Origin of the sequence: Paenibacillus dendrobii, assembly GCF_009807035.1 — a bacterium.
GTDB lineage: Bacteria > Bacillota > Bacilli > Paenibacillales > Paenibacillaceae > Paenibacillus_AQ > Paenibacillus_AQ dendrobii.
Genome location: NZ_WUBI01000010.1, coordinates 38884 through 62685 on the forward strand (window position 1 = coordinate 38884; position 23802 = coordinate 62685).

A 23802-nucleotide genomic window follows, 5' to 3' on the forward strand; every position below is an offset into this window, starting at 1 on the left:
ATTATGCCCGCTACGCACTTGATTTAGCCCTGTTTTCCGAAGCTGCTAGCCATATTTCTATCCGTTGAACTTCGCCATCGTCTGCTCATAGGTATGCTCCAGACTAAATTCAGCCGCATCACAAGCATGCTCGATCATGCTCTCAAGCGGTTCCTTCTCCTTTTTGGGAAAAGCCGACAATACATAGTCTACGACGGCAAAGCCCGGCTCCGGGCGCGAGATTCCCATGCGAATACGATCAAAGACTTGCGTTCCCGTATGCTGAATGATCGACTTAATGCCATTGTGACCGCCAGCACTCCCTTGATACCGCAAACGGATTTTACCGATTTCTGTATCCAGGTCATCATAGACAACAATCATATCTTCCAGTTTAACCTTGTAATAATCCATGTAGGCCCGTACTGCTTCACCGGACAAGTTCATATAGGTCATAGGCTTAATTAGCACAACCTTGTTCATTCCGATAAAGCCCTCGCCGATCAGCGCCTTGCACTTGCTGGGACCAAAGGTGATTCCATGGCGCTTGGCCAAGGCGTCGAGCATCATAAAACCAACGTTGTGACGCGTTTTTTCGTAATTTGAACCGGGATTCCCGAGTCCGACAATCCATTTCATTTTGATTCTTTCCTCCAGGCGATCATATGGCGAGAAGGGTTATATTTCCCTCAGGAAACATAACCCTTTCGCTAGTGATATAGAATGAACTAAGGTGATAACGAGTTTAATTCCACTCTATAATATCTATTCGATTTCAAACAGCTTACTGATCGACAGTTCTTCATGAACCCGGATAATGGCTTCGCCCATAAGCGGAGCTACCGATAGCACTTTGATTTTGTTGCTTGGATCAGGATGCGAGATCGGAATGGTATCCGTCACAATGACCTCACTCAGCGGAGAGTTTTCAAGCCGTTCCATCGCCGGGCCGGAGAACACCGGATGCGTACAGCAGGCATATACTTCCTTAACTCCACCTTCCATCAGTGCATTGGCACCAAGGACAATGGTACCCGCCGTGTCGATGATATCATCGATGAGAATCGCGGTTTTACCCTCGATATTACCGATAATGTTCATGACTTCACTCACGTTTGGTTCCGGACGGCGCTTGTCGATAATCGCCAGCGGAGCATTCAGGAAATCAGCCAGCTTTCTGGCACGGACAACACCGCCATGGTCAGGAGAAACGACAACCGGATTTTCGATCTGCTTGGAACGGAAATATTGCGCCAGAATCGGCACTCCGAGCAAATGATCCACCGGAATATCGAAGAATCCTTGAATCTGCATGGCATGCAGGTCCATCGTAATGACGCGGTGCGCTCCAGCCTTCTCAATCAGATTCGCCACAAGCTTCGCCGTGATCGGATCGCGTGAACGGGCCTTACGGTCCTGACGCGCATAACCGTAGTAAGGAATTACGACGTTAATGCTCTTTGCGGAAGCGCGTTTCAGGGCATCGACCATGATGAGCAGTTCCATCAGATTGTCGTTAACCGGTCCACAAGTAGATTGCACCACATAGACGTGGCAACCGCGAACGCTCTCATTCAGCTTCACCTGAATTTCCCCGTCGCTGAAGCTGGTCGTGTGAGAATCGCCCATTGGAATTCCGATATAATCGGCAATTTGCTGTGCGAGCTTCTGATTGGAGTTACAAGTAAAAATCTTTAGTTTCGAATCACAATAAGTCATAGAATAAAAACCCTCCGTGCTGGTTCATTGAAATTCATGCCTGTCTCCATTGCCGTTTGAACAATGTTCTATACATAAATTGAACTAAAGAAAATGGGTTCGCTTTAATTCATTTTATATATCTATTTAATCATCCTTTGGATGTTAAAGCTACTTCTTGTCTTTTTTTGCCTTTGCACGGGCGCGGATCTTCTCCGCATAACCCGGTTTGTTCTCCTGACGCTTTCTGGCGATAGCCAGATCGTTTTCAGGCACGGAATGCGTAATGGTTGAGCCTGCAACCACATAAGCACCTTTTCCAACCTTCACAGGGGCGACCAAATTGACGTTGCTGCCGATAAAAGCATCATCTTCAATTTCTGTTATAAACTTATTATACCCATCGTAGTTGACTGTTATCGCTCCGCAGCCGACATTAACGTTTTTACCTACGTTTGCATCGCCGACATAACTAAGATGCGATACTTTAGAGCCATTATCAATCTTGGCATTTTTAATTTCCACAAAATCGCCGATCTTCACGTCTTCACCCAACTGGGATTTTGGACGCAGATATGCAAAAGGACCGACGGACGTACGGCTTCCCACTTCGGCCTGATCGAGCACGGAATGTTTGATGGCGACACCGTCGCCGATGACAGAATCCTTAATGTCGCTTTGCGGGCCAATGTGGCAATCTTCACCGATGACCGTACTGCCTTTAAGCACAGTACCCGGGTATAGAACCGTATCAGAGCCGATGGTTACGTCAGCACCAATATAAGTCGAAGCCGGATCAATAATCGTTACGCCGTTCAGCATATGGCGTATATTGATGCGCTCACGCATCAAACGCTCTGCCTCTGAAAGCGCCAAACGGTCATTGACACCAATGGATTCCGCATAGTCCTCAGTCATGTAACCAAGAACGGTTTCTCCCTGATTAACCAGAATTCCAATGACATCCGTCAAATAATATTCTTGTTGAACATTCTGGTTCGTTACTTTCTCCAGTGCTGCGAACAGCTTAGCATTATCAAAGCAGTATGTGCCTGTATTAAATTCGCGGACGGCATCCTCTTCAGGCGTGCAATCCTTCTGCTCCACAATACGCAGGACGCTTCCGTCCTCGCTGCGGATGACGCGTCCGTAGCCCTTAGGATTTTCCGTATAAGCCGTCAGCACCGTTGCGGCCGCATGGTTGCTTTCATGAAGCCCTGTCAGAGCTTCCAGCGTTTCCGCGGTCACGAGCGGCGTATCTCCGCAAATAACAATGGTGGAGCCATTTTCCGATCCCAGCAGGTCCTTCGCCATTTTCACGGCATGACCTGTCCCGAGCTGCTGTTCCTGCAGTACATATTCAGCGGTCTCACCCAGATAAGATTGGACAGCTTCCGCACCGTGCCCTACGATGACAATGCTGCGTTCACAGTTGACTTGTTTTACGGTATCCAGCACATGCCCTACCATAGGCTTCCCACAAACGGGATGCAGCACTTTGTACAGTTTCGATTTCATTCGTTTACCCTGCCCTGCGGCAAGAACAATCGCCATTCTTTTCAAGGGTCTTGACCTCCTACTCTTGAACTCACTACTGAATATATCGTATTCTACGCAAAAAGAAAAGAGAGCCATAGTCCTGGCTCTCTTTTCCTTGAACCCCAATTGTAAAGCTTAAGCGCCTTCCTCAATCACTTCTTCTTCGTTGGCAGCGCGTTCATATTCCGCCAAAACAGCCGTTTGGATCTTCTCCCGAGTACCGGAAGAGATCGGATGGGCAATGTCGCGGAATTCTCCGTCTGGAGTGCGCTTGCTCGGCATAGCAACGAACATTCCATTGTTGCCATCGATTACACGAATATCATGAACCACAAATTCGTTATCAATGGTAATGGATGCGATTGCTTTCATTCTCCCCTCAGAGTTGACTCGGCGGAGTCTGACATCCGTAATTTGCATGTGTGTTCACCACCTTTTTCCATCAGAGACTTGGTGTATAATTCCACACAGCGAAGCGAAATCCTCTTTTTTGGGGCAATAAAATGTCCTAAATTCAGGAATTTTTTTATAAGATTGAAAATGTCGACAGACTTCGGAACTATTCGCCGATAAAAGATTTTAATCGACAAAATTTGCAGTGTTTATCAACATTTATCGCTTGTTAAAATAGTTGCCTGGGCTAACGTCAATTTCTTTCGATTTTGAATCCACGCCAGTTAAGATGGCGAGTGAAACATAATCATGAAGAAGACGTTCCTCCGACTCCACGGACCCCGATTCCACCAGAACGCCCACGCCTGCAACTTCGGCCTCAAATTCAGCCAGCAGGTCGACCATGCCTTGAATCGTTCCGCCTGCTTTCATGAAGTCATCCACGATCAACACCTTGGACTTTTCTTTCAGTGCCCGGCGCGACAAGGACATGGTGTGAATACTCTTATGCGAGCCCGAGACGTAATTGATGCTTACCGCCGACCCCTCCGTAACCTGGTGGTCACGGCGCACTAGAACAACGGGAAGGTTAAGCTGAGCTCCAGTCGCATAGGCCAGCGGAATTCCCTTAGTCTCCACCGTCATGACCACATCGATATCTTGATCGGCAAAAGCGGTGGCGAATATTTTACCCGCTTCATCCATCAGCGACGGCTGCCCCAGCAAATCGGACATGTACAAATATCCCCCCGGGAGAATCCGGTCCTTCTGCTGCAGCTGGCTGCACAGGTCCTGAGCAAAAATAAGGGCCTGCTCCTTCGGGATCTTGGGAATGAACCTCACTCCTCCGGCTGCCCCCGCCATGGTCAGCAGCTCACCCATGCCCTCATCCTCGAATACTTCCTTGATAATCACCAAATCCTCGCTAATCGAAGATTTGGCTGCACCGTACCGGTCGGCGAACGTGGTAAGCGGAATTAATGTATGGGGTCTGGATAGAAGATACTGGGTCATCTCGACCAGACGCGCGCTTCGCTTTAATTTTTTCACGAATGACTCCTCGCTATCACATTATTCATTAAACTTAAGGCTTAAAATCAAAATTCATTGACTAATTACAAGCCATTTCTCAATTCAAACTCTTATCTATGAGTAAAATCCGAATATTATAGTATAAATATAACATTTTTGTACGTGTTTGTACAATAACGCGGGTCTTAGGTCAACAGTCGCACGGCATATACTTCCTTACAAAAGCCTCGGAGGCCGTTATAGATTCGAGCTACCTTCGCTTCCTTGTAAACGAGGCCAAACACAGTTGGTCCGCTGCCCGACATGAGTGCGCCGTCCGCCCCAAGCTTGAGCATCGCATCCTTAAGCTGCCCAACCTGCGGATGAAGCTTCAGGGTCACATCCTCCAAGACATTGCCAAGACCCGCGCATACGGCCCCAAAGTCCCCAGCTTCAACCGCCTGAATCATGCCGCTGGCAGAAGGATGCTGCTTCACTTCTGCTGCTCTAAACTTCCCGTATACTTCGGCCGTTGATACATTGATCGGAGGTTTGGCCAAAATGACCCAACCCTGCAGCGGATTGAAGACATTCGTCAGCTTCTCTCCTCTTCCCGTTGCCAGCGCCGTTCCACCGGTCACGCAGAAGGGAACATCCGATCCCAGTTCAGCTCCAAGCTCCTGAAGCTCCTGAACCGGAATATTCAAATTCCAGAGGCGGTTCAGCCCTCTAAGCGCCGCAGCTGCGTCACTGCTTCCTCCCGCCAGGCCTGCAGCTACCGGGATTTTTTTATCCAAATGAATGTGCACGCCGCTTTTGACATCGTAGCGGTCTTTAATCAGCCTTGCAGCCTGAAAGGCCAGATTCTTCTCATCCAGCGGAATATACCCCGCCTGGCTCGTAATAATGATGGTATCCCGCGGCAGATCCGACATTTCCAAACGATCCGCCAAGTCCACCATTGTCATAACCATTTCGACCTCATGAAACCCATCAGGCCGTTTATGTAATACGTCCAGCATCAAATTAATTTTGGCTGGCGCTTTTTCGTAAATTTTCAAGGCGTTCACCCACCCTCAAGTTTCCCTCATATCAGCTTCAAATCATTATAACAAACTGTATCATGCAAGTCATTTCGAACCTTGCGTTTGGTTACGAAAAACGGAGATCCCCATGCAAGATGGTGGTCTCCGCTGAATTCGTCTGTTTGGATTTACGGTTTACGCGATGCGGCTTGCTCGGCGAGCTGAATGGCGCGCTTCACCATATTGCCTGCATCCTTGGCCTTGATACCGCCCCACCCTTCCTGCTGAACCGTCTCATAAAACCCCAAATCCTTGGCAAGCTCATTTTTCAGTTCCTCTGACATCACACTGCGGCGTCTGCGGCTCATGATAAATCCTCCTTATCAATTCATTTATACGAATGATTACCACAACTTGGCTTGCTCATCCTCCAAGGGACTTTTGAATTACTTTATTTTGCTGTTGCTGTTGCTGTTGCTGTGAAGCCAGTTTAACTATAGGGCAACGCCTTATGTATTATTTCTCAGGGAAATGATCCTCATTCGGAAAGGAGGCTGCCAACAAAAAACAGCCCTCCGCGAAGGATGGCTGTTCCGAATGAAAAGTTACGCTTTTTCCAACTCAATCCGGGTCTCTGCGTTATCATCGCAAATGGTAACTTCCACGGATTCAGTAAGAATATCTGCATAGCTGTATGAAACACGTTTAAAGGTTTGCTGTTCTTGGTCCAGCTTTACAATAAAAACAGAAGGGTACGTTTCTTCCAAGACACCAGTTCGCTCGACGGTCTTTCGGCGACCACCGTTTGCCCGAAGCGATATTTTTTGTCCTACATGAGCTTCGAGATTGCGTTTGATTTCCAACAGCGCATTTTTAGCCATTGTCGACGACCACCTCTTTCCTTGTCCATTATAACTCGGAGAGTGGAATTTGTCAAATAAAATTTTAATTATATCAGCATTAAAATTGAGTTGTCAACGGATTTTTTTGCGGGATTTTGGAGTATTTCCGCATACACGCGATAAACGACAAAAAAACCTTAATCATAAAGCATGATTAAGGTTCAAAGAATACTTTTTTACATCACCGAAGGCGTCACCTTGAGCTGCGTGAGATCATTCAGACGAGGCAACCCTATGCGGTAGCTCCCTCTTGTCTCAATGCCCCCAACACCCTGAGTTCCACTGATCGTGTTGTGCAACACGTCTGTCATGTTGATCGTATCCCGTACCGATGTAAACGAAGCCTTTGCGGCTACGTACACAGGATCCAGCGCATGAATGAGGATGCGCCCCGGCGAGCTGGCGAAATTCGCTCCCGCTTGCAGCAGCGCCTCAAAATGCGACTGACAGGCGCCCGCAATGACAGTAAGCGTGTCATAATGCCGCTCATACTGTCTGGCTACCTGAATGGCCGTCACAAAATTCTGCGAATTCTTATAGCTGTTCAAGCTATAGAGATCATTATTGGGCCGCTGTTTCAGCACACCGTCATGCCCAGTAATTACGACGATGTCCGGCCGCACTCTAGGCAGGAGGCGGTATAGTGCATCAGCCATGCCTGATTCGCTCACATAGTGGCCTTCAGCGGGTACACGCAGCTGCTGATAAAGACTGAGACTCTTCTTTAAGTAATTTAAATCTCCATCCAAATGGAGCACTTTACCCGGAACCTCAAAATAAGACGGCTGCTGCTCTACCAGCGGCCAATCCCCGCTAAGATCTACCTGGTTGCGCTGAGTCTGTTCCTCACGATGTCGCTTCAGCCTGCTAAATGATTCATTTGCTCTAATATTGGCCTTCTGGGATTTTTCATTAAGCGGTGCGTACGGCACCCTCACAAGATCATCCAGGGGCGAATCAGCTAGCAGCCGAAATTCGGTCCCCTTGATAACAGCAAGGTTGCTCCGCATATCTTCCACACGAAAAGCGATATCACCGCCATATGATTTGCGGACGACCAGGTCTCCTACATTCATCACAACATCACCCCTACCCTATGGTATGGGCAAATCTCTCTGTTGGTTCATCACTTTGGCAAAATATGCATGAAACTGCATTTGGAACCCCGTATAGACTACAGCGAAGCACACTCCGATTTCGAAAGCACTACTCCCGTATTCCAGCCTTCAGCAGCACATTGCTGAGCGTGGCAAACTCCTGAAGGCTGAGGGTTTCCCCGCGCCGGGATGGCTCAATTCCCGCTTCAACAAGCAATGCATCGAGGCGTTCCCTGCCATCTTTCGGAAAAAAGCGCGATTTCAAGTTATTGGAGATCGTTTTGCGCCGCTGGGCAAAGGAAGCTTGTACGACTTGAAAAAAGAATGCCTCATCATCGACCTCGACCGCTGGCTGCTCGCGTACCGTCAAACGGATGACAGCGGACTCCACATTCGGCTGCGGAATAAAAACCGTCTTAGGTACGATACAGACCAGTTCAGGAACGCTATAGTACTGCACGGCTATGCTTAGGCTGCCGTAATCCTTCGTTCCCGGTGAAGCGGCCATACGTTCTGCCACCTCTTTCTGGATCATCACAACGATGTTCTCAACCGGCAACTTCTCTTCGAGCAACTTCATCAAAATCGGCGTCGTGACGTAATAAGGTAAATTGGCTACGACACTAACCTTGGATACATTCGCAAAATTCCGATGGAATAATTCCGCCAGATCTGTCTTGAGCACATCCCCATGGTGAATATGCACATGTGAGTAGGGCTCCATAACTTCTTGAAGAATGGGTATCAGCCGCTGGTCAATCTCTACCGCAGTTACAGTAGCGGCTTGCTGGACCAGCTTCTCAGTCAACGCACCGATGCCTGGACCAATCTCCAATGCCCCCTTGGTTGAATCAAGCCCTGCCGCCTCAACAATCTTACTCAAAATATTCTGATCGATAAGAAAGTTCTGCCCGAGGCTCTTCTTGAATGAAAACCCATGACGCTGAATAATTTCCTTCGTTCGCCTTGGTGAAGCGATATCGTCCATACCGTTCATCATCTATTCTTCTCCTTCCTGTTCTAAGCGGCTTAGCGCTTCTGCGAATTCCTCACGCGTGATCTGAAAAATGGAAAGCCGCTTATAAAATTGCTTGCCGTTGCAATATCCGATCCCAAGGAGGTTCCCCATGGTCATTCGTCTGTGCGATGCATCCGGATGCACGAGCAGTCCCGCAGCCATCAGATCCTCCATATCAATTTGACTCTCTGCGCCTTCATAGGACGTGTGTACACGGGAAAGCGCCTTTCGTATCGCCTCAGGGGAAGCGTTCTCCACACCAATATCCCCCTTGCGCGTTGCATCCACTTCCGGAATGAACGCATGCTTGCAGCCAGGCACCTTGTTTGCAATAATCTTCCGAATCCGCTCACCGGCATGGTCCGGATCCGTCAGCACAATTACGCCCCGGCGCTCCTGAGCCAGGGCGATTCGCTGCAGTATCCGGCTGTTTATTGCCGAGCCTCCAGTTTCGATCGTATCTGCTTCTACCGCCCGCTTGATCGCCACGGTATCGTCCCGTCCTTCTACGACGATAACTTCTTTTATCATGACCCGTTTCTTCCTTTCACAAAAGCTCATCCGTTTCGCGTGTCACTCGTTTTCGGACATCCAAAACAACAAAAAGAAGAGGAATGCTCCTCTTCTTTAGCATGACATTTTCATGATCATAATACTATAACATTAGAATGGCATTGTAAAACTCAATTAATTCAGTTCCGGCTTCACCGGTCCGATCACGTATACCTTGAGTCCGGACTTGCGGCCAAAACTGTTGGCGCGCTTCACGGAGTCATAATAAATATCGACCTTGTTGCCTTTAATCGCTCCGCCTGTATCTTCAGCACGGCGGAACCCTACGCCTTCAATGTACACCCACCAGCCGAGCGGAATCACACCGGGATCCACTGCAATGGTCCGGCCTTCTGTTACGCGAGTTCCCGTAGCCGTACGGGTACCGATACCCGGTTCGCCCGCAGAATAAGCCGTCATGGATACATGAATTAATTTTTTATATGAGAAATCGACGCCAGCCTTGCTTACACGGTTATTGCTGCTGACAGCCTTCTTGGTTTGGACCGTGCTTGCCGTTTTCACGGATGCTGTTTTGACTACGGCTTCCACAGGCTTCTTCTTGGTGCCTACAGCAATGACTTTATCCAGCGTTTTCGTCTGTACTTCTTTGCCTACCATGCGCATGGAGACCATTTCGCCATCATGGTATACCTTCTCGATATGCTGCACCATGACGCCAGGCGTACCCTGCTGGACGACACGGACCTCGCCTGCTGTCAGGCTGGGATCTGCAGTTTTGATGACGCGGAAGGGCAGGCTCTCATGACGCTGCACGACCTGTTTGTTGATGCGCACAATTTGAATATCCGTTTGACCGGTAACAGGCTCACTCAGAGCCGGGGTAACTTTATCTGTCTCCTTCAGCGATACGCCCATTTCTTTCAGGACCTCGCCAACGGTATTCCCTGTCGTATTCCAATGCTTTGTTGCTCCATCAGCTGTCAGTGAAACAGAAACCGCACGATCGATCACCACTTTGTCTCCATCCTGGAGCGAACCGCTCAGCGGCATGGAGATCTGATCCTCCGGTCTAAGACTGATAGACTGCTCATCCAGCATTTCTTGTAATAAAGATGTATGGGTCTGTATCGATTTGACCTGACCGTCTACCACCAGGTACACCTGCTTGCGCGTTTGCGTGTTGACAAGCAGCATGATCATGATGGTAACCGCGATTGAAACGATAGCTGCAGTAGAGATTTGGCGCAAATTCTCATGCTTCCATCGCAATGCGTAAGACATGCTGGAGATTTTGGAATCATGGGTCTCTTCTGGTTGGAAAAATCCCACTTTCTCGATCCTCCTTCATAGCCTCGCCATTTAAGAGTTACGCATGAATGACTTTGACGCGGGCTATACTCAAATTTTTACAAGAACACACAAGGATCATGCGCTCTTGCACCATAAACCAGTCTTTTATTCATGATTTGTCACCTCCTGTTATACAACAGTATGACGACGCCTTCTCCTTTATTCAAAACAAAAGAAGCCGGGTAAAGAGCATATGAGGACTCTTTCGTGGCTTCCCTAGATGTCAGAATGACGGAAAAGTAAATGCACGAATACCTCTCTTTATGGCGCTTACGGGGTTAGCTGTCGGGTTTGGACGAAAGAGAACCGCCCTATCTTCGCAGATCCGCTCATGGCGGCCTACGCTAGAATTCACCCCAGAGACCCTGAAAAGAAATCAAATACATCATGAGCTTATCTTCCGGCTTCCGTAAAGCCGTAACTCTATGTATCGGTTCCCCCGCTCTTTCGAAGACGAAAGACTCAGCGAGAATGGTTCTTGGAAACTGCCGAAAAGGAAACCTCTTACAGCAGCTGAAGCTTACTGACAAGATGATATCCTGTTTTGATGCATGTTGTAAAGCCACAATCAACCACGTTTATTTGAATATATGGTTAAAAAAATGTAATATTCTTCGATTTATTGGTTAAAATTCTTTAATCCGTCGCTCATACTCGTTTTTTCAGCTGTTTTTCTCCCGTTTTCAAACAATTCCAAATCGTTCCAGTGCATTTCTAGTTGTAATTTGGGCAATTTCCTCTACCTCGACCCCTTTTATCTGGGCAGCGGCTTCGGCAACCAATCTTACATGTGCAGATTCATTTCGCTTGCCTCTGAAAGGATGCGGAGTAAGAAAAGGGGAGTCGGTTTCGATCAATAAACGGTCCATTGGAACCTGCGCAAGCACTTCTTTGGGCTGTCTGGCATTTTTGAAAGTGATCGGTCCGCCGAAGGAGAGGTGAAAACCCATATTGAGGCATAATTTAGCGGTTTCCCAACTGCCGGAATAGGAGTGCATCACCCCGCCGACCTCACTGGCTTTTTCCTCGCGTAAAATTTTAACGATATCCTCGTGCGCGTCCCGGTTATGGATGACGATCGGCATTTTAAGTTCACGAGCCAGACCAATCTGCTGACGTAGCACATGATGTTGAACTTCCTTGGGGGAAGTATCCCAGTAATAGTCGAGTCCAATTTCTCCAATGGCGACAACCTTCTCGTGACTGCATAAGGATGCAATCCATTCCAGATCGCCTTCCTTCATGGTAATCGCATCCTGCGGGTGCCAGCCGACAGCGGCATAGATAAAATCATACGTCTCGGCAAGCTTCATCGTGGAAGGTATCGTCTCCCGGTTAAACCCCACGTTAATCATACGGCTAACGCCGGCATCCCGCGCCCGCTGAATCGTCTCCTCGCGGTCCTCGTCGAACTGCGCCGCGTCGAGATGGGTATGTGTGTCGAATAAATTCATGTGTAGTTCTCCCTTCCTGTCGTAAAGCCAATGCTTGGCTTCTCGTGGTATTTGTCGTTATCGCTTGAAAATATGGGATATGGAGTCGGGAAGTGAGGAAATGACGTCCTTCACCTTGGAACCCGGGTAATATAAGTGATATTTGCCGCGGTGGATGCCGCTGATCGAGCGTACAATATCCGACACCTCCGAAATTTCCCGCAGCCGTTCCTCGCGGTCGAGCAGCAGAATCTGTTTCTGGCTGGCCTCGTCACCGGGACGAAATACATCGTACGGAAGATCCGTCGGAAAATCAATCTCCAGGTCATATTCGGGGTTCAGTCCTACCCGCTTGAATTCCCTGCGGATTTCATCGATCATCTCTAGGTCCACCGATTCAACCTCTACATATTTATACAACCTACGATGCATAAAACGGCAGCATAATTCACTCAGCACCGTATCCTTTTCACTGGTCCATTGCAAAAACGCGGTTTGAATCAGCGCCTCATCCAGCTTGAGGTAATCCTGCACCGAGAGCCTGTCCTCAAAAAGTCCCGGTAACGGCTCGACCATAAAGCCGAAGACATAGCCATCCTTATACAGCTCCTTGGCACGCCGGAAAATCTGCCGTAAAATGATTTCCGAGCTGCGGGTAACCGGATGAAAATACACCTGCCAGTACATTTGATATCTGGACATCAGATAATCTTCCACCGCATGCATCCCCGATTCCTTCACCACGACCCTTCCCTGATAAGGACGAAGCATCCGGAGAATTCGGTCGATGTCGATCGTACCGTAGTTCACGCCGGTGTAATAAGCGTCGCGTAGCAAATAATCCATCCGGTCAGCATCAAGAGGACTCGATACGAGGTTCACCACAATCGGATTGACATAGTCCTTTGCAATCACAGATGCAACCTTGGTCGGAAAGTCTGCCGCCACTTCGGTAAGGATCGCATTCACTTCGGTATCCCCTAGGATAATACGTCTGGTCCATTCCTCATGATCCATATGAAAGGCCTCTTCTATGGAGTGAGAAAAGGGACCATGCCCAAGATCATGCAACAGAGCCGCACACAGGGCGAGCAGCTTCTCGCTATGCGGCCAATCGGCGTAACCGCTCCGTTCAAATTGTGAAATGATCCGGCGGGTAATTTCGTACACACCCAGAGAGTGGGAAAAACGGCTGTGCTCTGCCCCGTGGAAGGTTAAATATGAGGTGCCAAGCTGCCGGATTCGCCGTAACCGTTGAAACTCGGTCGTATTGATTAAACGCCAGATGGTAGAATGCTGCACATGAACATAATTATGTACCGGGTCCTTAAAGACCTTTTCTTCGTTTAAAGTATGCATATCTCCCACTTCCCTCTTCATTTATTGGTTAAAAATTAAAATATTTTGAAATTTTTTCGACAATCTATGTCGAATAGTGTCGTTTAAGGTAGAAATATAGATTTCCAAATCGACATTATCCTACCAACGTTATATAATGGGAAAAGAATCCTGATATGTGCGATATCCCAGCTTTTAAGCGATCTGTACTGATTTCGATGACAAATTTGCAGGTTGACTGTTTTGGGAATCGTTGGTATTATTAATATCATAAAAGAGAGAACGTTGTCGAATTATGACACTTTAAAACTATGGCGAGAGGAGCAATGATCAGTTATGATGAAATCAACTGGTATTGTAAGAAAAGTAGATGAACTGGGCCGGGTCGTTATTCCAATTGAATTGCGCCGCACATTGGGCATCGGGGAAAAAGACGCTTTGGAAATTTACGTGGACGGAGAGCGCATCATGCTCAAGAAATACGAGCCAGCCTGCATCTTCTGTGGAAACGCTGAGAACGTGACTTACTTTAAAGGAAAAATTGTTTGCCACGAATGTATCTCAGAAATCCCAACACCTGTGACAAATTAAGTTTTTTAGTATATAATAGTATTATTCTATTTGTTAATTCTAACCTTTTTCATATCTCCTTGGTGTCTCCTAGGCTAAGAACCCGGCCTTGGGAGACATTTTTTTGTCTTTTTTTCGCGTGCTCTCCTGCGCGGGGGTGCGTTAAAGTGGCAATCCCCCGCAGTTGAGCGTTTTTTTATAGTAAAAATACAATTTTATTCTGGTTTATATTAATGCATTATAAATGTCCCGCTTCGAAACACCGCGGTCTCCCGCCGTTTTCTTCATGGCCTCTTTGCGCGGATGACCCTCGGTCTCATAATGAGCCACATGCTCCTCCACCGTCAGGTTCTGCCACCAGGCCGCTAGTTGTTCTTGCTCTTCCTCTACACTGGTTCCTTCAACGACCATGCAATATTCGCCCAGAGGAGGATGCTCCTGGAGATATTCCAGACATTCCTCTACACTGCCACGAACAAATTCCTCATACCTTTTCGTAAGTTCTCTGGCCAGCACGACCTGCCGGTTGCCATAAACACTCAGGATTGCATTCAGGGTTTTGATTACCCGGTGAGGGGATTCATAAAACAGCAGCGTTCCTTGGGAAGCGCGAAAGGACTGGAGTACTTTCTCCACATCTTTACGTTCCCTGGGGAGGAAACCGATGAAGGTGAATCGTTCAGTCGGTAAACCGGAGGCAATTAGAGAGGTTAAGGCTGCATTGGCGCCAGGAATGGGAATAACGTTTATCCCTTCTGCAATGGCCAGCTTTACGAGGTCCGCTCCAGGGTCTGAAATGGCTGGTAAACCCGCATCGCTGACAAGAGCCAAATTTTTTCCTTCTATTATATAGCGTATCAGCTCAGGTCCGCTTGCCGACTTGTTATGCTCATGATAACTGAACAGCAGCTGCGGACTGATCTCGAAATGCGTTAACAATTTTCGGGTCTGACGCGTGTCTTCGGCTGCAATGATATCGCATTCCTTTAATGTCCGGATGGCTCTAAAAGTCATATCCTCCAGATTCCCGATTGGCGTACCCACGAGATACAATGAGCCCCTGCTGTTATTAGACTGTTCTTGAAAACTGCTTTGACGTGTCAGACTCATACTTCTCCCTCTTTTGAACCATAGTATATATCCATAATCTCCGGACAATATTGGTTATGTTCATTATAGACGATTAGCGGCGGAAGGAGCCTTACTTCCGGTTTTCCGTCACGCATGGCTTCAATCAACACCATATTGGCCTCCAGATGGGCGCGCGGATGCACAAAACGCAGACGTTTCGGTTCAAGCCGGTACTGCCGCATCAGCGCCATGATATCCGCAAGCCGCTGTGGCTTATGCACCATACTTACCTTTCCACCAGGTTTCACCAATCTGAAACAGGCTTGAATGACCTCTTCCAATGTGCAGCTAATCTCATGTCGGGCAATCGCTTGATGTGGATTCAGCTTAATATCACTGCCGTTCAGAGGCATATAAGGCGGATTCACCGTAATGGCGTCGTATACGCCATGCCCCGTTTCCTGGTGCAGTTCTCTTAGGTCCCCCTCGCGAATGGTAATTCTCTTCTGCAACTCATTCAGCTCCACACTGCGGCGTGCCATCCCCGCAAGACGGGGCTGGATCTCAATGCCTTCAATATCGGCTAAAGTTCTTGTCGTGAGAAGCAGGGGAATAACACCGTTTCCCGTACATAAATCCAGGATTTTGCCCTTTGGCGGAATCCCTGCAAACCGGGCTAGCAGAACGGCATCCATGGAAAAGCTGAATACCTCATCGCTCTGAATGATATGCAAATCATGAGTCAACAGATCATCAATACGTTCTGACGGCTCCAGAAGGCTTTTGTTCATATTCATCGATTTATTTTCCTTTATCCATTTTCTCATGTTCACCATTCATTATTGCAAAATAACCCCACAATGTGGAGTATTCGCTTCAATGCTATTTCCAAATACATCCCATATCTTAAAAAAAACCGTAGGAGTCTCTCCTACGGCCTCATTTATTCAAAAAAGACAGGCAGAAAAGGCAATCGCCTTCCGTGCGCAAATGTCCATAATAGACGTTGCAGATGTGAAAGCCTTCATGATAAAGCCTTGCCAAGTTGTCATAGCCTTCACCTACCACGTCATTCGGGTGCTCAGGTTTCATCGAAACATGAGGCGGCTGCGGTAAAGGTATACCCTCTTCAGCAGGCAAAGCTTCCTTCAAGATTTTGCGGAGGTGTTCATTTTCTAAGGTCAGACGATGATTTTCCTCCAGCAGCTCTTTCATAATCAGCTTCATTTCACCCAGATCACTGTGGATCTGTCCCATTTGTGTTTCCATTTCTTGAATGTGTGCAAAAATACTTTTCTTTTCCAAGTTTCCACCTCGAAAGTAACCCTATGGTCTACTTAATGACAACGTCATCCATTTGCAGTTCCTTGACCTTGCCGACTTCAAACAGCTGGACATGGACAGAACGTGTGTCGGCGTTGATTCCGACGACTTTACCTTCGCCCAAGGACGTGATGACGATTTTGCCTACCGATGGCAGTTCTTCCTTCACACTTTCATAATTATCATGCTCAAATTTCAGGCAGCACATGAGTCTTCCGCACAAACCGGAAATTTTGGTCGGATTCAGCGATAAGCTTTGATCCTTGGCCATTTTAATGGATACCGGTTCGAAATCGCCGAGCCACGAGGAGCAGCAAAGGATGCGACCGCATGGGCCAATTCCGCCCAACATCTTCGCTTCGTCCCGTACCCCGATTTGTCTGAGCTCAATACGTGTCCGGAAAATACCGGCCAAATCCTTGACCAGCTCCCGGAAGTCCACTCTTCCCTCAGCTGTAAAGTAAAAAATAATCTTGTTACGGTCAAACGTAAATTCCACGTCCACCAGCTTCATTTTGAGCCCATGGTCACGGATTTTATTTAAACAGGTGGTAAAAGCGTCTTTCGCAGCCTGCTTGTTCTCTTCCACAACGCGTGCGTCAGAATCACCAGCAATGCGTATTACCTTTTTTAGCGGCAATACTACATCGGCTTCCTGCACCTCTTTTTTTCCAACGACAACTTTACCGTATTCGATACCGCGCGCCGTTTCGACGATAACGCTGTTATCCTTCTCAATCGGAAAATCGAGCGGGTCGAAGTAATAGATTTTACCCGCTTTTTTAAAGCGGACACCCACTACACTGTACAAAAACTAACCCCCTTGTATGCCAGAGAAAATTGGCTGGCCTTGAAGCTATCCTTCCAAACCGATCAAAAATTGTTCAAGACAAAGTTGGCCATTCACATTGTAGCGCAATTTTTTTTGACACTCTGCGGCCAAATCCATATAGGAGACCCATTGAGCTGTGCTGCGGGATGATGCATGTGTGGATAAGAACTCCAACTGATCTATGAAAACGATACTTTCGTGCTTTCCGTATTGGACATGTACCATATCTTTGAACCACAAATGAAACAAGCTTAGCAGTAAATCCAGATGGTCGGAAAGTCCGGCTTTAAACACCTTCTGCCCTGCGGTCACCAGAGCGGAGCTGCCTCGTCCGAGAGTTTCCTTCCCTAATTGTAACATTACGTTTCTAATTTCTGCAAACCAATTCTGCTCCATCATTTCACGGCAGCCATCGAGTCCTGAAGATAACTGCACCGCACACCGGGCAAGCAAAGGTGGATGGCCTTCGTCCACCAGCTGCTGAAGCATAAGCGACGGTCTCAACGGGAAGAAGGCAATGGTCTGCGCACGCGACTGAATGGTCGGAAGCAAAGCCTGTCCATTTTCCGTGATCAGCACGGCTACAGCGGGTACCGGCGGCTCCTCCAAAAATTTCAATAGACTGTTAGCAGCCTGTACGGTCATCGTGTCCGCATGGTCAATGATATATACCTTCGGATTTTTCGATTCCGAACGATAGGAAAAGACCCGCTGCAATTCGCGGATCTGGTCGATTTTAATGGAAGAGCCGTCTGGAGCAAGAAGATGAAGATCGGGATGGTTGCCGTGCAGGACTTTGCGGCATTCGAGGCAATGCCCACAGGCATCATCTTGTAGCTCGGTACAGAATAGTGCCTGGGCAAACGTCATTGCCGTCTTCATCTGCCCGCATCCGGCGGGTCCGCTGAAAATATACGCATGGCTGACGGAATCACTGCGGAGAGCGCTTTGCAGCAGCTGCTTGGCCGTATCCTGCCCCATAATATCCTGAAAAGACATAATTCCTCTCTTCCTATGAAAGATATGCATCATCCTATGTTAGCTGCTTCCCGGTAAATGATATAGACAGCGGTAAGTTTTACTTTCTATTTCATCCTGATCGAGATTTACGCTAATCGGACTTTGAGAATCTTCCCTTAGATCAATCCATGTTTGTATTATACTGCTATATCCTAGTGTATCATGAGATGGCTGTGATGTTCATTCCTATTTCTTCAAAATACGAGATTAATCAGCATGCCTCGAATTTCGCCAATCCGCTGCATCAAATCAATTTTGCCCTGTTCGCTGTCCAGCAGTTCGTCTGCCATTCCCAGAAGCGCCGAATCAATCTCGTCTATCAATTTATAGCGTTTTCCCCGTCCACGCCGGTCCCAGCCCCGGGCTTCCTTCATGGTAACGCCTCGTCTCACCGTATCCTCCAAAAAACGCTTTACGAGCATGCGGTAAGCCTTTAACTCCCGGATCGTCATTGCTCTAGCCAAGCGGTCCCCCTGCATTTGGATTTCCTTAAACCGGCGTCCAAGCTCCTCTTGAGAGGCATTGGCCGTCTGCTGCTGCATCACGTCGAGGAAGGACTTTTGCTGAACCGGCTTTGCCGAACCGTCCGTTACCTGAAGTTCGCTCTTAATGGGTCTAAACCCCGGGTTGATCTTCACTATAATCTCCTGCCTTTTTAAACCCATATAAATTGAACTAAAGTTTGCCATGCCATCGTCTATGCTGTTGGTATACGAAATGCTCTACCTCTTCTTTAGTTCATTTTATATAGGATGATTGTTTGACAATCTGCAAGCCTGAGTCGTTAATGGATTCAAGGCCGCGTTCCCGTTTCATGTATTAAAATTGCTTTAGGCTTAGAAATGCTCAAAGCGGTCTACCGGCAGTACGAATACCGTGGCTCCGCCCACTTGAACTTCAACGGGAAGAGGCAAATAAGAATCTGTCGTACCGCTCATTGGCGTTACCGGAGTTACAAGCTGTTCCCTGACTTTACAACTGCTGCGGATTACATTCATAACAGCTTCGACCTGACTGTCATCCACTCCGATCATAAATGTGGTGTTACCCGCCCGAAGAAACCCGCCGGTACTTGCTAGCTTGGTCGCCCGGAAATTTGCTTTTACAAGTCCTCCCGACAAACGGTTGCTGTCTTTATCCTGTACAATCGCAACGATCAGTTTCATCCTGCATTCCCTCCTCTTTATTTTTGAGCCTGCAGCTATAAAATCGAACCAAAGTATTTATCTCCATCTGTGTAAGAAGGGATCTACATTTCATTAGGTTCAATTTATCTAGTACAAGCCCTCCCTTACTTATTTGACAAAGATCCTCAAAAATCCTTTAAAATCCGCTCTTCCAGGCTCCGAATGATATCTCTCTCGACATTTTCGAGTGTCTGGGAAGCATCAATCACTACAATCCGATCCGAAAAACGTTCGACAAGCTTTAGATAGCCTTCTCTTACTTTGTGATGGAACGACAGCTCTTCCAAATCCAAACGGTTGACCTCCCGCTCACGGCTTGCCGCAATCCGGGCCAATCCGGCTTCCGGCTCAATATCCAGATAAAAGGTAAGCTGCGGCATCCGGTCATGAATTGCAAATTGGTTAATGCTCCACACCTGCTCCATGCCGATTCCGCGTGCGTAACCTTGGTAGACCAGACTGCTATCCACAAACCGGTCACACATGACCAGCTTGCCTTCAGCAAGTGCCGGCTCCACCTTTTCCGCCAAATGCTGGCTTCGTGAAGCGGCATACAGCAGCGCCTCCGTACGCGCATCCATCGCTGTATGGCTGGGATTCAAAATGATTTCGCGAATCTTCTCGGCAATCTCAATGCCTCCCGGCTCGCGGGTGATAATATGAGGAATAGATCGGCTCTCAAGATAGGTCTTCAGTCTGGAGATTACTGTTGTTTTTCCGGATCCCTCCCCTCCTTCAAGCGTAACAAATATTCCCTGGCCCCTGTTCATCAAACATTCCCCTGCTTTCTGCTGTTCTTGTATACGAGTATCGTCTTCAGTTCCGGATCGAGCGCCCCTTGGCATTTGGCCCCAGCCTGCGCAAGTCTCTGCAGCTTAGCGGCAGTTTCTACCGTAATCCGTTCCCCCGCGTACAGGAGCGGAATGCCTGGCGGGTAAGGAATGATCATTTCCGCGGCTATTTTGCCTGAACTGGCTCGCAGCGGAATGGCTTCTGCCTCATCCGGTTCTAGCGGTACCAAATTGAAAGGGATCGGCTCTGAAAACTGGTTTTGAAATGAATTGTTCCACGTGGAAAATTCGACAAACGTCCCCTCCGTTGCATCTTCATCCGTGAAGGACTGTCCAGGGAAGGCGGCCGCGTGATCCTTCAGAGGATACAATTGCTGGGCATCCGCCTTCTCTACAGATATATGCGAGAGGGCCTTTAAAAGGTGACGAGTGTCCTCCTCCGTCGACCCCATGCTATAGAGCAGGACCACATGTCGGTCATCGCTCATCTCGGGAATGCATCCGTATGCTTCCAGCCTACGCTGCAGCTCGTAGCCACCCAGGATCCCTAGGCGGTCGTAGATGACCACCTTGAAGGGATCCTGCGAAGTGTACACATCCGCTGCTTCTCCAGTGAGATCCGCCTGCTGCTGATCCTGCGGCTGCAGCAGCCCAAAACGCGGCAGCTCCGCCAGACCGCTCTTCAAGGATTCTACGGCGGCAAGTCCCGCCGTGAAGGCCTCGGCGCCCTGCACATGCAGGAGGCGCCTTGCCAGGTCCAGCGAGCCCATCACCGGGTAGGATGGGCTCGAGCTCTGCACCATGGCGAGCCGCTGGCGGAGGAGTCCGCGGTTGATCCGCGGACCCTGTACATGCAGCATGGCTCCCATGGTGAGCGCGGCCAGCATCTTGTGCGTCGATTGCACGGCGACGTCCGCGCCGCTGGCCAAAGCGCTTTGCGGCAGCCTTGGATGCTGCCCGTAATGGGCGCCGTGCGCCTCGTCCACCATGAGCGGCACGTCGTGCCGGTGACAGACCTCGGCGAGCAGCGCCAGATTCATACCCATGCCATAATAATTCGGCATCGTGATCAGCACGCCCTTGGACTCCGGATAAGCTGCCAGAGCAGCCGATAGCGTCTCAGGAGTCGGAGCAATGAACAATCCGCTGGTCTCGTCCATCTCCGACTTCAGGAACACCGCCTTCGCTCCTGCAAGCATTAAACCGTTCAGCACCGATTTATGAACATTCCGCTGTACCAACAGGATATCCCCCGGATTCGCACAAACGGTCAGGATCATGGCCAAGTTACCAGATGTGCTGCCTCCAACCAGAAAGAAGCTCTCATCTGATCCAAAGCAGTCCGCTGCCAGCAATTGCGCATCACGGATAATGCCCTCCGGATGATGAAGATCATCCGTGCCGGCGATTTCCGTAACGTCCGCCTCCATCACCTGTTCCAGGAAGCCTGCACCTCCCCAAGAAGCGTAAGCTCTTCCCTTTTTATGACCTGGTACATGAAAGGACGCCTGTCTGCTATTTTTATATTGATAAAGCGCCTCGTACAAAGGCGCCTGTATTTTTTGCAGCTCTACACGCTTCATGACAATTTATTTCCTTCCGATTTCAATCTCTACCCTATTTTAACGTATATTGAACCATCAGGCTATGAAGACACCTGATTACTCTCCTTTTTGATCACGCTTTCTACGTAAGCAATAACCCAAACCAAGGCCTTTATGAGACATAGCTTTTCTTTCTTCCTGAGCTCATAAAAAAAGGGCAGCAGCCACTGGCCCCCTCCCTTTATCCGCCATATATGCGGAACAATGTATTTTGATTATCGAATTGTTCTGGAATGTCCTTGCTTATACATGGGTTTGCATGCTGATTTGTCTCATTTGATGAATAAAATAATGATATTTTGCGTCTTCGGTATCCGTATGCACCATTTCGCTTTCGCAATCCTCACAAATGAACTGTGATACAATCGTGATTCCTTCTTCTTTGGTTTGCCCGCAAATAATACAGACGTGTTCGGTATGATCTTCCATCAACCATCCCACCTTGTTTCTTTGATTACTATGAAGTATGGCTCATTTTCTATTATTTTAAACCTTTTCATAGTTGTTTCATATCCCCAATGACCTACAACATTCATATTCAACTGCGACTTTACGCGTGTTTGTACCGGAAAACTTAAAAAAATCTACTCAAACAGCCGATATATGTATTAAAGAAGGCAAGGGAGGAACGCTATTTTTCTATGGCTGAGGAGAATAATATTAACGCTACCTTTTATCACTATAAACTAATCCGAAAAATCCCGGTTACACGGATATTAGTTCGCTGCTACCTTATTCTTCCCTATATTGCTATTATAGCGGAGATGCTTCTCATATCCTGGACAAGCCTGTTCTACTTCGCAATAGCGGCACCTCTCGTCTTATGGATACACTATGTCATTTCGCGTTCGGTTCTGCTGCTATCCGGCTCCTCCTATCGCAAGCGATGGAAATTCTCCATGCAGCTTCCCTGGATCGGATACATAACAGATCAGCACATCAGCTTCAGATTATTTCGCAAGGTCTATACCTACATAACAGCAATTGGCCTTGTACTCTTTCTTATTTTGCTTTTTATGTCTCCATTTGCGTTTGTCATTTCTTTATTCTTCTGGCATTTTTGGTTTCTGCTTCCCCGCTTTTACGCTTATGCCCGTCTTTCCGGGGTGCGCAAAGATGGTATGATCAAATTTAATAATCAAGATATAAGCTACTATCAGCAATAAGGCTCAAAACTATGAATCAATCGACGTATTAAAAAAAGACCTGCATCCTTAGATGCGGGTCTTTATGGTTTAGCGGAGTCTGTACTTTTCACTGTCGCCTTGCCCTTTGTTTGAACAGTGACCGTAAAATAGTTATCGTGAATTGTTAGATGAACGATTCGATTCTGCTTCTCAAAAACCCTAGAAGCCTCCTCTGAATCCTCGGTGTTCTCTCTCCATCCCCATTCCTTAATCTTCTGCAGATAAACTTCCGGGATGCTTTCCTTTTCTTTAAGGCCATTCATGGAATATCGGACATAATCTATTTTGGTAGTTCCTACATTACGGTCAGTTCGATTTGCTTCTTTTGGCACCGGAAAGGTTTTCTCGTTGGCCGCTCCCTCAAAAGTGGTCCATGAAGGCTCAGACTTTCCACAGCCTGTAATCAGCACAACGACAATGCCAAACAAAAGAAGAGCATGCAGCCATGATTGTCTGCGCATGTATGTCCTCCTTCTTCTAAGTTCATGAACCATCAAAAATCTTAAAAGCACCTCCTGACATGTACACTCAATATTATACTTACAACTTTTGGCGCGTCGGTAACAAAAATGTTACATTAGTTTACCGATTATACTTTCTTCACCTTAAAATAATCTTAATACCTTCATAACCGCTTTATTGCCTCTCCAGACTTAGCCTTACTGTAAGATGAACTTTACCTCTATAATTTAAACTCTACCCCCGTAAAGTTGTTTCTACGATTCATTCACCGATTTCTTTCAGATACTAAAAGTACAATCATCAACAAAGAAGCCTTCACCTATATAAACAAAAAAACCACCGTTGAATTGCATCAACAGTGGTTCTTCGCTTGGCAGCATCCTACTCTCCCAGGACCCTTCGGTCCAAGTACCATCGGCGCTGGAGGGCTTAACGGTCGTGTTCGGGATGGGTACG

Annotated in this window: 26 protein-coding genes, 1 rRNA gene and 1 riboswitch; of the genes, 1 reads left to right on the plus strand and 26 read right to left on the minus strand. The window is 47.8% G+C overall.

Features of this window, described 5'->3' with window-relative positions; all coding sequences use genetic code 11:
• Positions 1 to 57: 57 nt before the first annotated feature.
• The 14 genes from pth to GRF59_RS28900 form a co-directional block, all read right to left on the minus strand.
• Complete coding sequence (gene pth, locus GRF59_RS28835; protein WP_160501149.1) at positions 58 to 618, minus strand: aminoacyl-tRNA hydrolase; 561 nt, start codon at positions 616 to 618, stop codon at positions 58 to 60.
• Positions 619 to 744: 126 nt separating this feature from the next.
• Positions 745 to 1698: a ribose-phosphate diphosphokinase gene (locus GRF59_RS28840; protein ID WP_160501150.1), complete on the minus strand. Its 954-nt coding sequence runs from the start codon at positions 1696 to 1698 to the stop codon at positions 745 to 747.
• Positions 1699 to 1848: 150 nt separating this feature from the next.
• Positions 1849 to 3231, minus strand: a complete 1383-nt coding sequence (glmU, locus tag GRF59_RS28845; protein WP_202128941.1) for a bifunctional UDP-N-acetylglucosamine diphosphorylase/glucosamine-1-phosphate N-acetyltransferase GlmU — start codon at positions 3229 to 3231, stop codon at positions 1849 to 1851.
• Positions 3232 to 3351: 120 nt separating this feature from the next.
• Positions 3352 to 3636, minus strand: a complete 285-nt coding sequence (gene spoVG, locus GRF59_RS28850; RefSeq protein WP_036712730.1) for a septation regulator SpoVG — start codon at positions 3634 to 3636, stop codon at positions 3352 to 3354.
• Between the two features lie 192 nt (positions 3637 to 3828).
• Positions 3829 to 4659: a pur operon repressor gene (purR, locus tag GRF59_RS28855; RefSeq protein WP_160501152.1), complete on the minus strand. Its 831-nt coding sequence runs from the start codon at positions 4657 to 4659 to the stop codon at positions 3829 to 3831.
• A gap of 167 nt (positions 4660 to 4826) precedes the next feature.
• On the minus strand, positions 4827 to 5681 hold the full coding sequence (ispE, locus tag GRF59_RS28860) for a 4-(cytidine 5'-diphospho)-2-C-methyl-D-erythritol kinase (protein ID WP_160501153.1): 855 nt from the start codon (positions 5679 to 5681) through the stop codon (positions 4827 to 4829).
• A gap of 152 nt (positions 5682 to 5833) precedes the next feature.
• The gene (locus tag GRF59_RS28865; protein ID WP_160501154.1) at positions 5834 to 6013 is read right to left on the minus strand and encodes a small, acid-soluble spore protein, alpha/beta type; all 180 of its coding nucleotides are present in this window, start codon (positions 6011 to 6013) and stop codon (positions 5834 to 5836) included.
• A gap of 237 nt (positions 6014 to 6250) precedes the next feature.
• The gene (gene veg / locus GRF59_RS28870; RefSeq protein WP_160501155.1) at positions 6251 to 6526 is read right to left on the minus strand and encodes a biofilm formation stimulator Veg; all 276 of its coding nucleotides are present in this window, start codon (positions 6524 to 6526) and stop codon (positions 6251 to 6253) included.
• Positions 6527 to 6723: 197 nt separating this feature from the next.
• Entirely contained in the window at positions 6724 to 7623 is a 900-nt protein-coding gene (gene yabG, locus GRF59_RS28875) for a sporulation peptidase YabG (RefSeq protein WP_160501156.1), read from the minus strand.
• Between the two features lie 130 nt (positions 7624 to 7753).
• Positions 7754 to 8641, minus strand: coding sequence for a 16S rRNA (adenine(1518)-N(6)/adenine(1519)-N(6))-dimethyltransferase RsmA (rsmA, locus tag GRF59_RS28880; protein ID WP_160501170.1), 888 nt, complete (start codon positions 8639 to 8641; stop codon positions 7754 to 7756).
• Positions 8642 to 8644: 3 nt separating this feature from the next.
• A complete protein-coding gene (gene rnmV, locus GRF59_RS28885; RefSeq protein WP_160501157.1) occupies positions 8645 to 9193 on the minus strand; it encodes a ribonuclease M5 in 549 nt (182 codons plus the stop codon).
• Positions 9194 to 9349: 156 nt separating this feature from the next.
• A complete protein-coding gene (locus GRF59_RS28890) occupies positions 9350 to 10507 on the minus strand; it encodes a ubiquitin-like domain-containing protein (protein WP_160501158.1) in 1158 nt (385 codons plus the stop codon).
• Positions 10508 to 10780: 273 nt separating this feature from the next.
• Positions 10781 to 11006, minus strand: a riboswitch (cyclic di-AMP (ydaO/yuaA leader).
• 205 nt (positions 11007 to 11211) lie between these two features.
• A complete protein-coding gene (locus GRF59_RS28895) occupies positions 11212 to 11982 on the minus strand; it encodes a TatD family hydrolase (RefSeq protein WP_160501159.1) in 771 nt (256 codons plus the stop codon).
• Positions 11983 to 12039: 57 nt separating this feature from the next.
• A complete protein-coding gene (locus GRF59_RS28900) occupies positions 12040 to 13320 on the minus strand; it encodes an HD domain-containing protein (protein ID WP_160501160.1) in 1281 nt (426 codons plus the stop codon).
• 315 nt (positions 13321 to 13635) lie between these two features.
• Here GRF59_RS28900 and GRF59_RS28905 point away from each other — a divergent pair, with 315 nt between their 5' ends.
• A complete protein-coding gene (locus tag GRF59_RS28905) occupies positions 13636 to 13890 on the plus strand; it encodes an AbrB/MazE/SpoVT family DNA-binding domain-containing protein (protein ID WP_006207408.1) in 255 nt (84 codons plus the stop codon).
• 204 nt (positions 13891 to 14094) lie between these two features.
• On the opposite strand, the gene rsmI is transcribed toward GRF59_RS28905, so the two are convergent.
• From rsmI to rrf, 12 genes are all read right to left on the minus strand, one after another.
• Positions 14095 to 14979, minus strand: a complete 885-nt coding sequence (gene rsmI / locus GRF59_RS28910; RefSeq protein ID WP_160501161.1) for a 16S rRNA (cytidine(1402)-2'-O)-methyltransferase — start codon at positions 14977 to 14979, stop codon at positions 14095 to 14097.
• Positions 14976 to 15737 carry a tRNA1(Val) (adenine(37)-N6)-methyltransferase gene (locus tag GRF59_RS28915; protein ID WP_160501171.1) on the minus strand — a complete coding sequence of 254 codons (762 nt, stop codon included), beginning with the start codon at positions 15735 to 15737 and terminating at the stop codon, positions 14976 to 14978. Before GRF59_RS28915 ends, rsmI begins: the two co-directional genes overlap by 4 nt.
• 142 nt (positions 15738 to 15879) lie before the next feature.
• Entirely contained in the window at positions 15880 to 16245 is a 366-nt protein-coding gene (gene yabA / locus GRF59_RS28920) for a DNA replication initiation control protein YabA (RefSeq protein WP_160501162.1), read from the minus strand.
• 28 nt (positions 16246 to 16273) lie between these two features.
• Positions 16274 to 17074, minus strand: coding sequence for a PSP1 domain-containing protein (locus GRF59_RS28925; protein ID WP_160501163.1), 801 nt, complete (start codon positions 17072 to 17074; stop codon positions 16274 to 16276).
• Between the two features lie 45 nt (positions 17075 to 17119).
• Complete coding sequence (holB, locus tag GRF59_RS28930; protein WP_160501164.1) at positions 17120 to 18094, minus strand: DNA polymerase III subunit delta'; 975 nt, start codon at positions 18092 to 18094, stop codon at positions 17120 to 17122.
• A gap of 215 nt (positions 18095 to 18309) precedes the next feature.
• Entirely contained in the window at positions 18310 to 18753 is a 444-nt protein-coding gene (locus tag GRF59_RS28935; RefSeq protein ID WP_160501172.1) for a DUF327 family protein, read from the minus strand.
• 198 nt (positions 18754 to 18951) lie between these two features.
• Positions 18952 to 19281, minus strand: a complete 330-nt coding sequence (locus GRF59_RS28940) for a cyclic-di-AMP receptor (RefSeq protein WP_136607543.1) — start codon at positions 19279 to 19281, stop codon at positions 18952 to 18954.
• Between the two features lie 146 nt (positions 19282 to 19427).
• A complete protein-coding gene (gene tmk, locus GRF59_RS28945; protein ID WP_160501165.1) occupies positions 19428 to 20072 on the minus strand; it encodes a dTMP kinase in 645 nt (214 codons plus the stop codon).
• Positions 20072 to 21676, minus strand: a complete 1605-nt coding sequence (locus tag GRF59_RS28950; RefSeq protein ID WP_160501166.1) for an aminotransferase class I/II-fold pyridoxal phosphate-dependent enzyme — start codon at positions 21674 to 21676, stop codon at positions 20072 to 20074. Before GRF59_RS28950 ends, tmk begins: the two co-directional genes overlap by 1 nt.
• 264 nt (positions 21677 to 21940) lie before the next feature.
• Positions 21941 to 22126 carry a sigma factor G inhibitor Gin gene (locus tag GRF59_RS28955; RefSeq protein ID WP_160501167.1) on the minus strand — a complete coding sequence of 62 codons (186 nt, stop codon included), beginning with the start codon at positions 22124 to 22126 and terminating at the stop codon, positions 21941 to 21943.
• A 799-nt stretch (positions 22127 to 22925) separates the two neighbouring features.
• Complete coding sequence (locus GRF59_RS28960; protein ID WP_160501168.1) at positions 22926 to 23345, minus strand: hypothetical protein; 420 nt, start codon at positions 23343 to 23345, stop codon at positions 22926 to 22928.
• A gap of 369 nt (positions 23346 to 23714) precedes the next feature.
• Positions 23715 to 23802 (minus strand): 5S ribosomal RNA (gene rrf / locus GRF59_RS28965); the annotation flags it as partial.

Coding starts and splice junctions, on each gene's coding strand:
- pth (WP_160501149.1), bottom strand. CDS start 618: ATGAAATGGATTGTCGGACTCGGGAATCCCGGTTCAAATTACGAAAAA.
- GRF59_RS28840 (WP_160501150.1), bottom strand. CDS start 1,698: ATGACTTATTGTGATTCGAAACTAAAGATTTTTACTTGTAACTCCAAT.
- glmU (WP_202128941.1), bottom strand. CDS start 3,231: ATGGCGATTGTTCTTGCCGCAGGGCAGGGTAAACGAATGAAATCGAAA.
- spoVG (WP_036712730.1), bottom strand. CDS start 3,636: ATGCAAATTACGGATGTCAGACTCCGCCGAGTCAACTCTGAGGGGAGA.
- GRF59_RS28865 (WP_160501154.1), bottom strand. CDS start 6,013: ATGAGCCGCAGACGCCGCAGTGTGATGTCAGAGGAACTGAAAAATGAG.
- veg (WP_160501155.1), bottom strand. CDS start 6,526: ATGGCTAAAAATGCGCTGTTGGAAATCAAACGCAATCTCGAAGCTCAT.
- yabG (WP_160501156.1), bottom strand. CDS start 7,623: ATGAATGTAGGAGACCTGGTCGTCCGCAAATCATATGGCGGTGATATC.
- rsmA (WP_160501170.1), bottom strand. CDS start 8,641: ATGAACGGTATGGACGATATCGCTTCACCAAGGCGAACGAAGGAAATT.
- rnmV (WP_160501157.1), bottom strand. CDS start 9,193: ATGATAAAAGAAGTTATCGTCGTAGAAGGACGGGACGATACCGTGGCG.
- GRF59_RS28895 (WP_160501159.1), bottom strand. CDS start 11,982: ATGAATTTATTCGACACACATACCCATCTCGACGCGGCGCAGTTCGAC.
- GRF59_RS28900 (WP_160501160.1), bottom strand. CDS start 13,320: ATGCATACTTTAAACGAAGAAAAGGTCTTTAAGGACCCGGTACATAAT.
- GRF59_RS28905 (WP_006207408.1), top strand. CDS start 13,636: ATGATGAAATCAACTGGTATTGTAAGAAAAGTAGATGAACTGGGCCGG.
- rsmI (WP_160501161.1), bottom strand. CDS start 14,979: ATGAGTCTGACACGTCAAAGCAGTTTTCAAGAACAGTCTAATAACAGC.
- GRF59_RS28915 (WP_160501171.1), bottom strand. CDS start 15,737: ATGAATATGAACAAAAGCCTTCTGGAGCCGTCAGAACGTATTGATGAT.
- holB (WP_160501164.1), bottom strand. CDS start 18,094: ATGTCTTTTCAGGATATTATGGGGCAGGATACGGCCAAGCAGCTGCTG.
- GRF59_RS28940 (WP_136607543.1), bottom strand. CDS start 19,281: ATGAAACTGATCGTTGCGATTGTACAGGATAAAGACAGCAACCGTTTG.
- tmk (WP_160501165.1), bottom strand. CDS start 20,072: ATGAACAGGGGCCAGGGAATATTTGTTACGCTTGAAGGAGGGGAGGGA.
- GRF59_RS28950 (WP_160501166.1), bottom strand. CDS start 21,676: ATGAAGCGTGTAGAGCTGCAAAAAATACAGGCGCCTTTGTACGAGGCG.
- GRF59_RS28955 (WP_160501167.1), bottom strand. CDS start 22,126: ATGGAAGATCATACCGAACACGTCTGTATTATTTGCGGGCAAACCAAA.
- GRF59_RS28960 (WP_160501168.1), bottom strand. CDS start 23,345: ATGCGCAGACAATCATGGCTGCATGCTCTTCTTTTGTTTGGCATTGTC.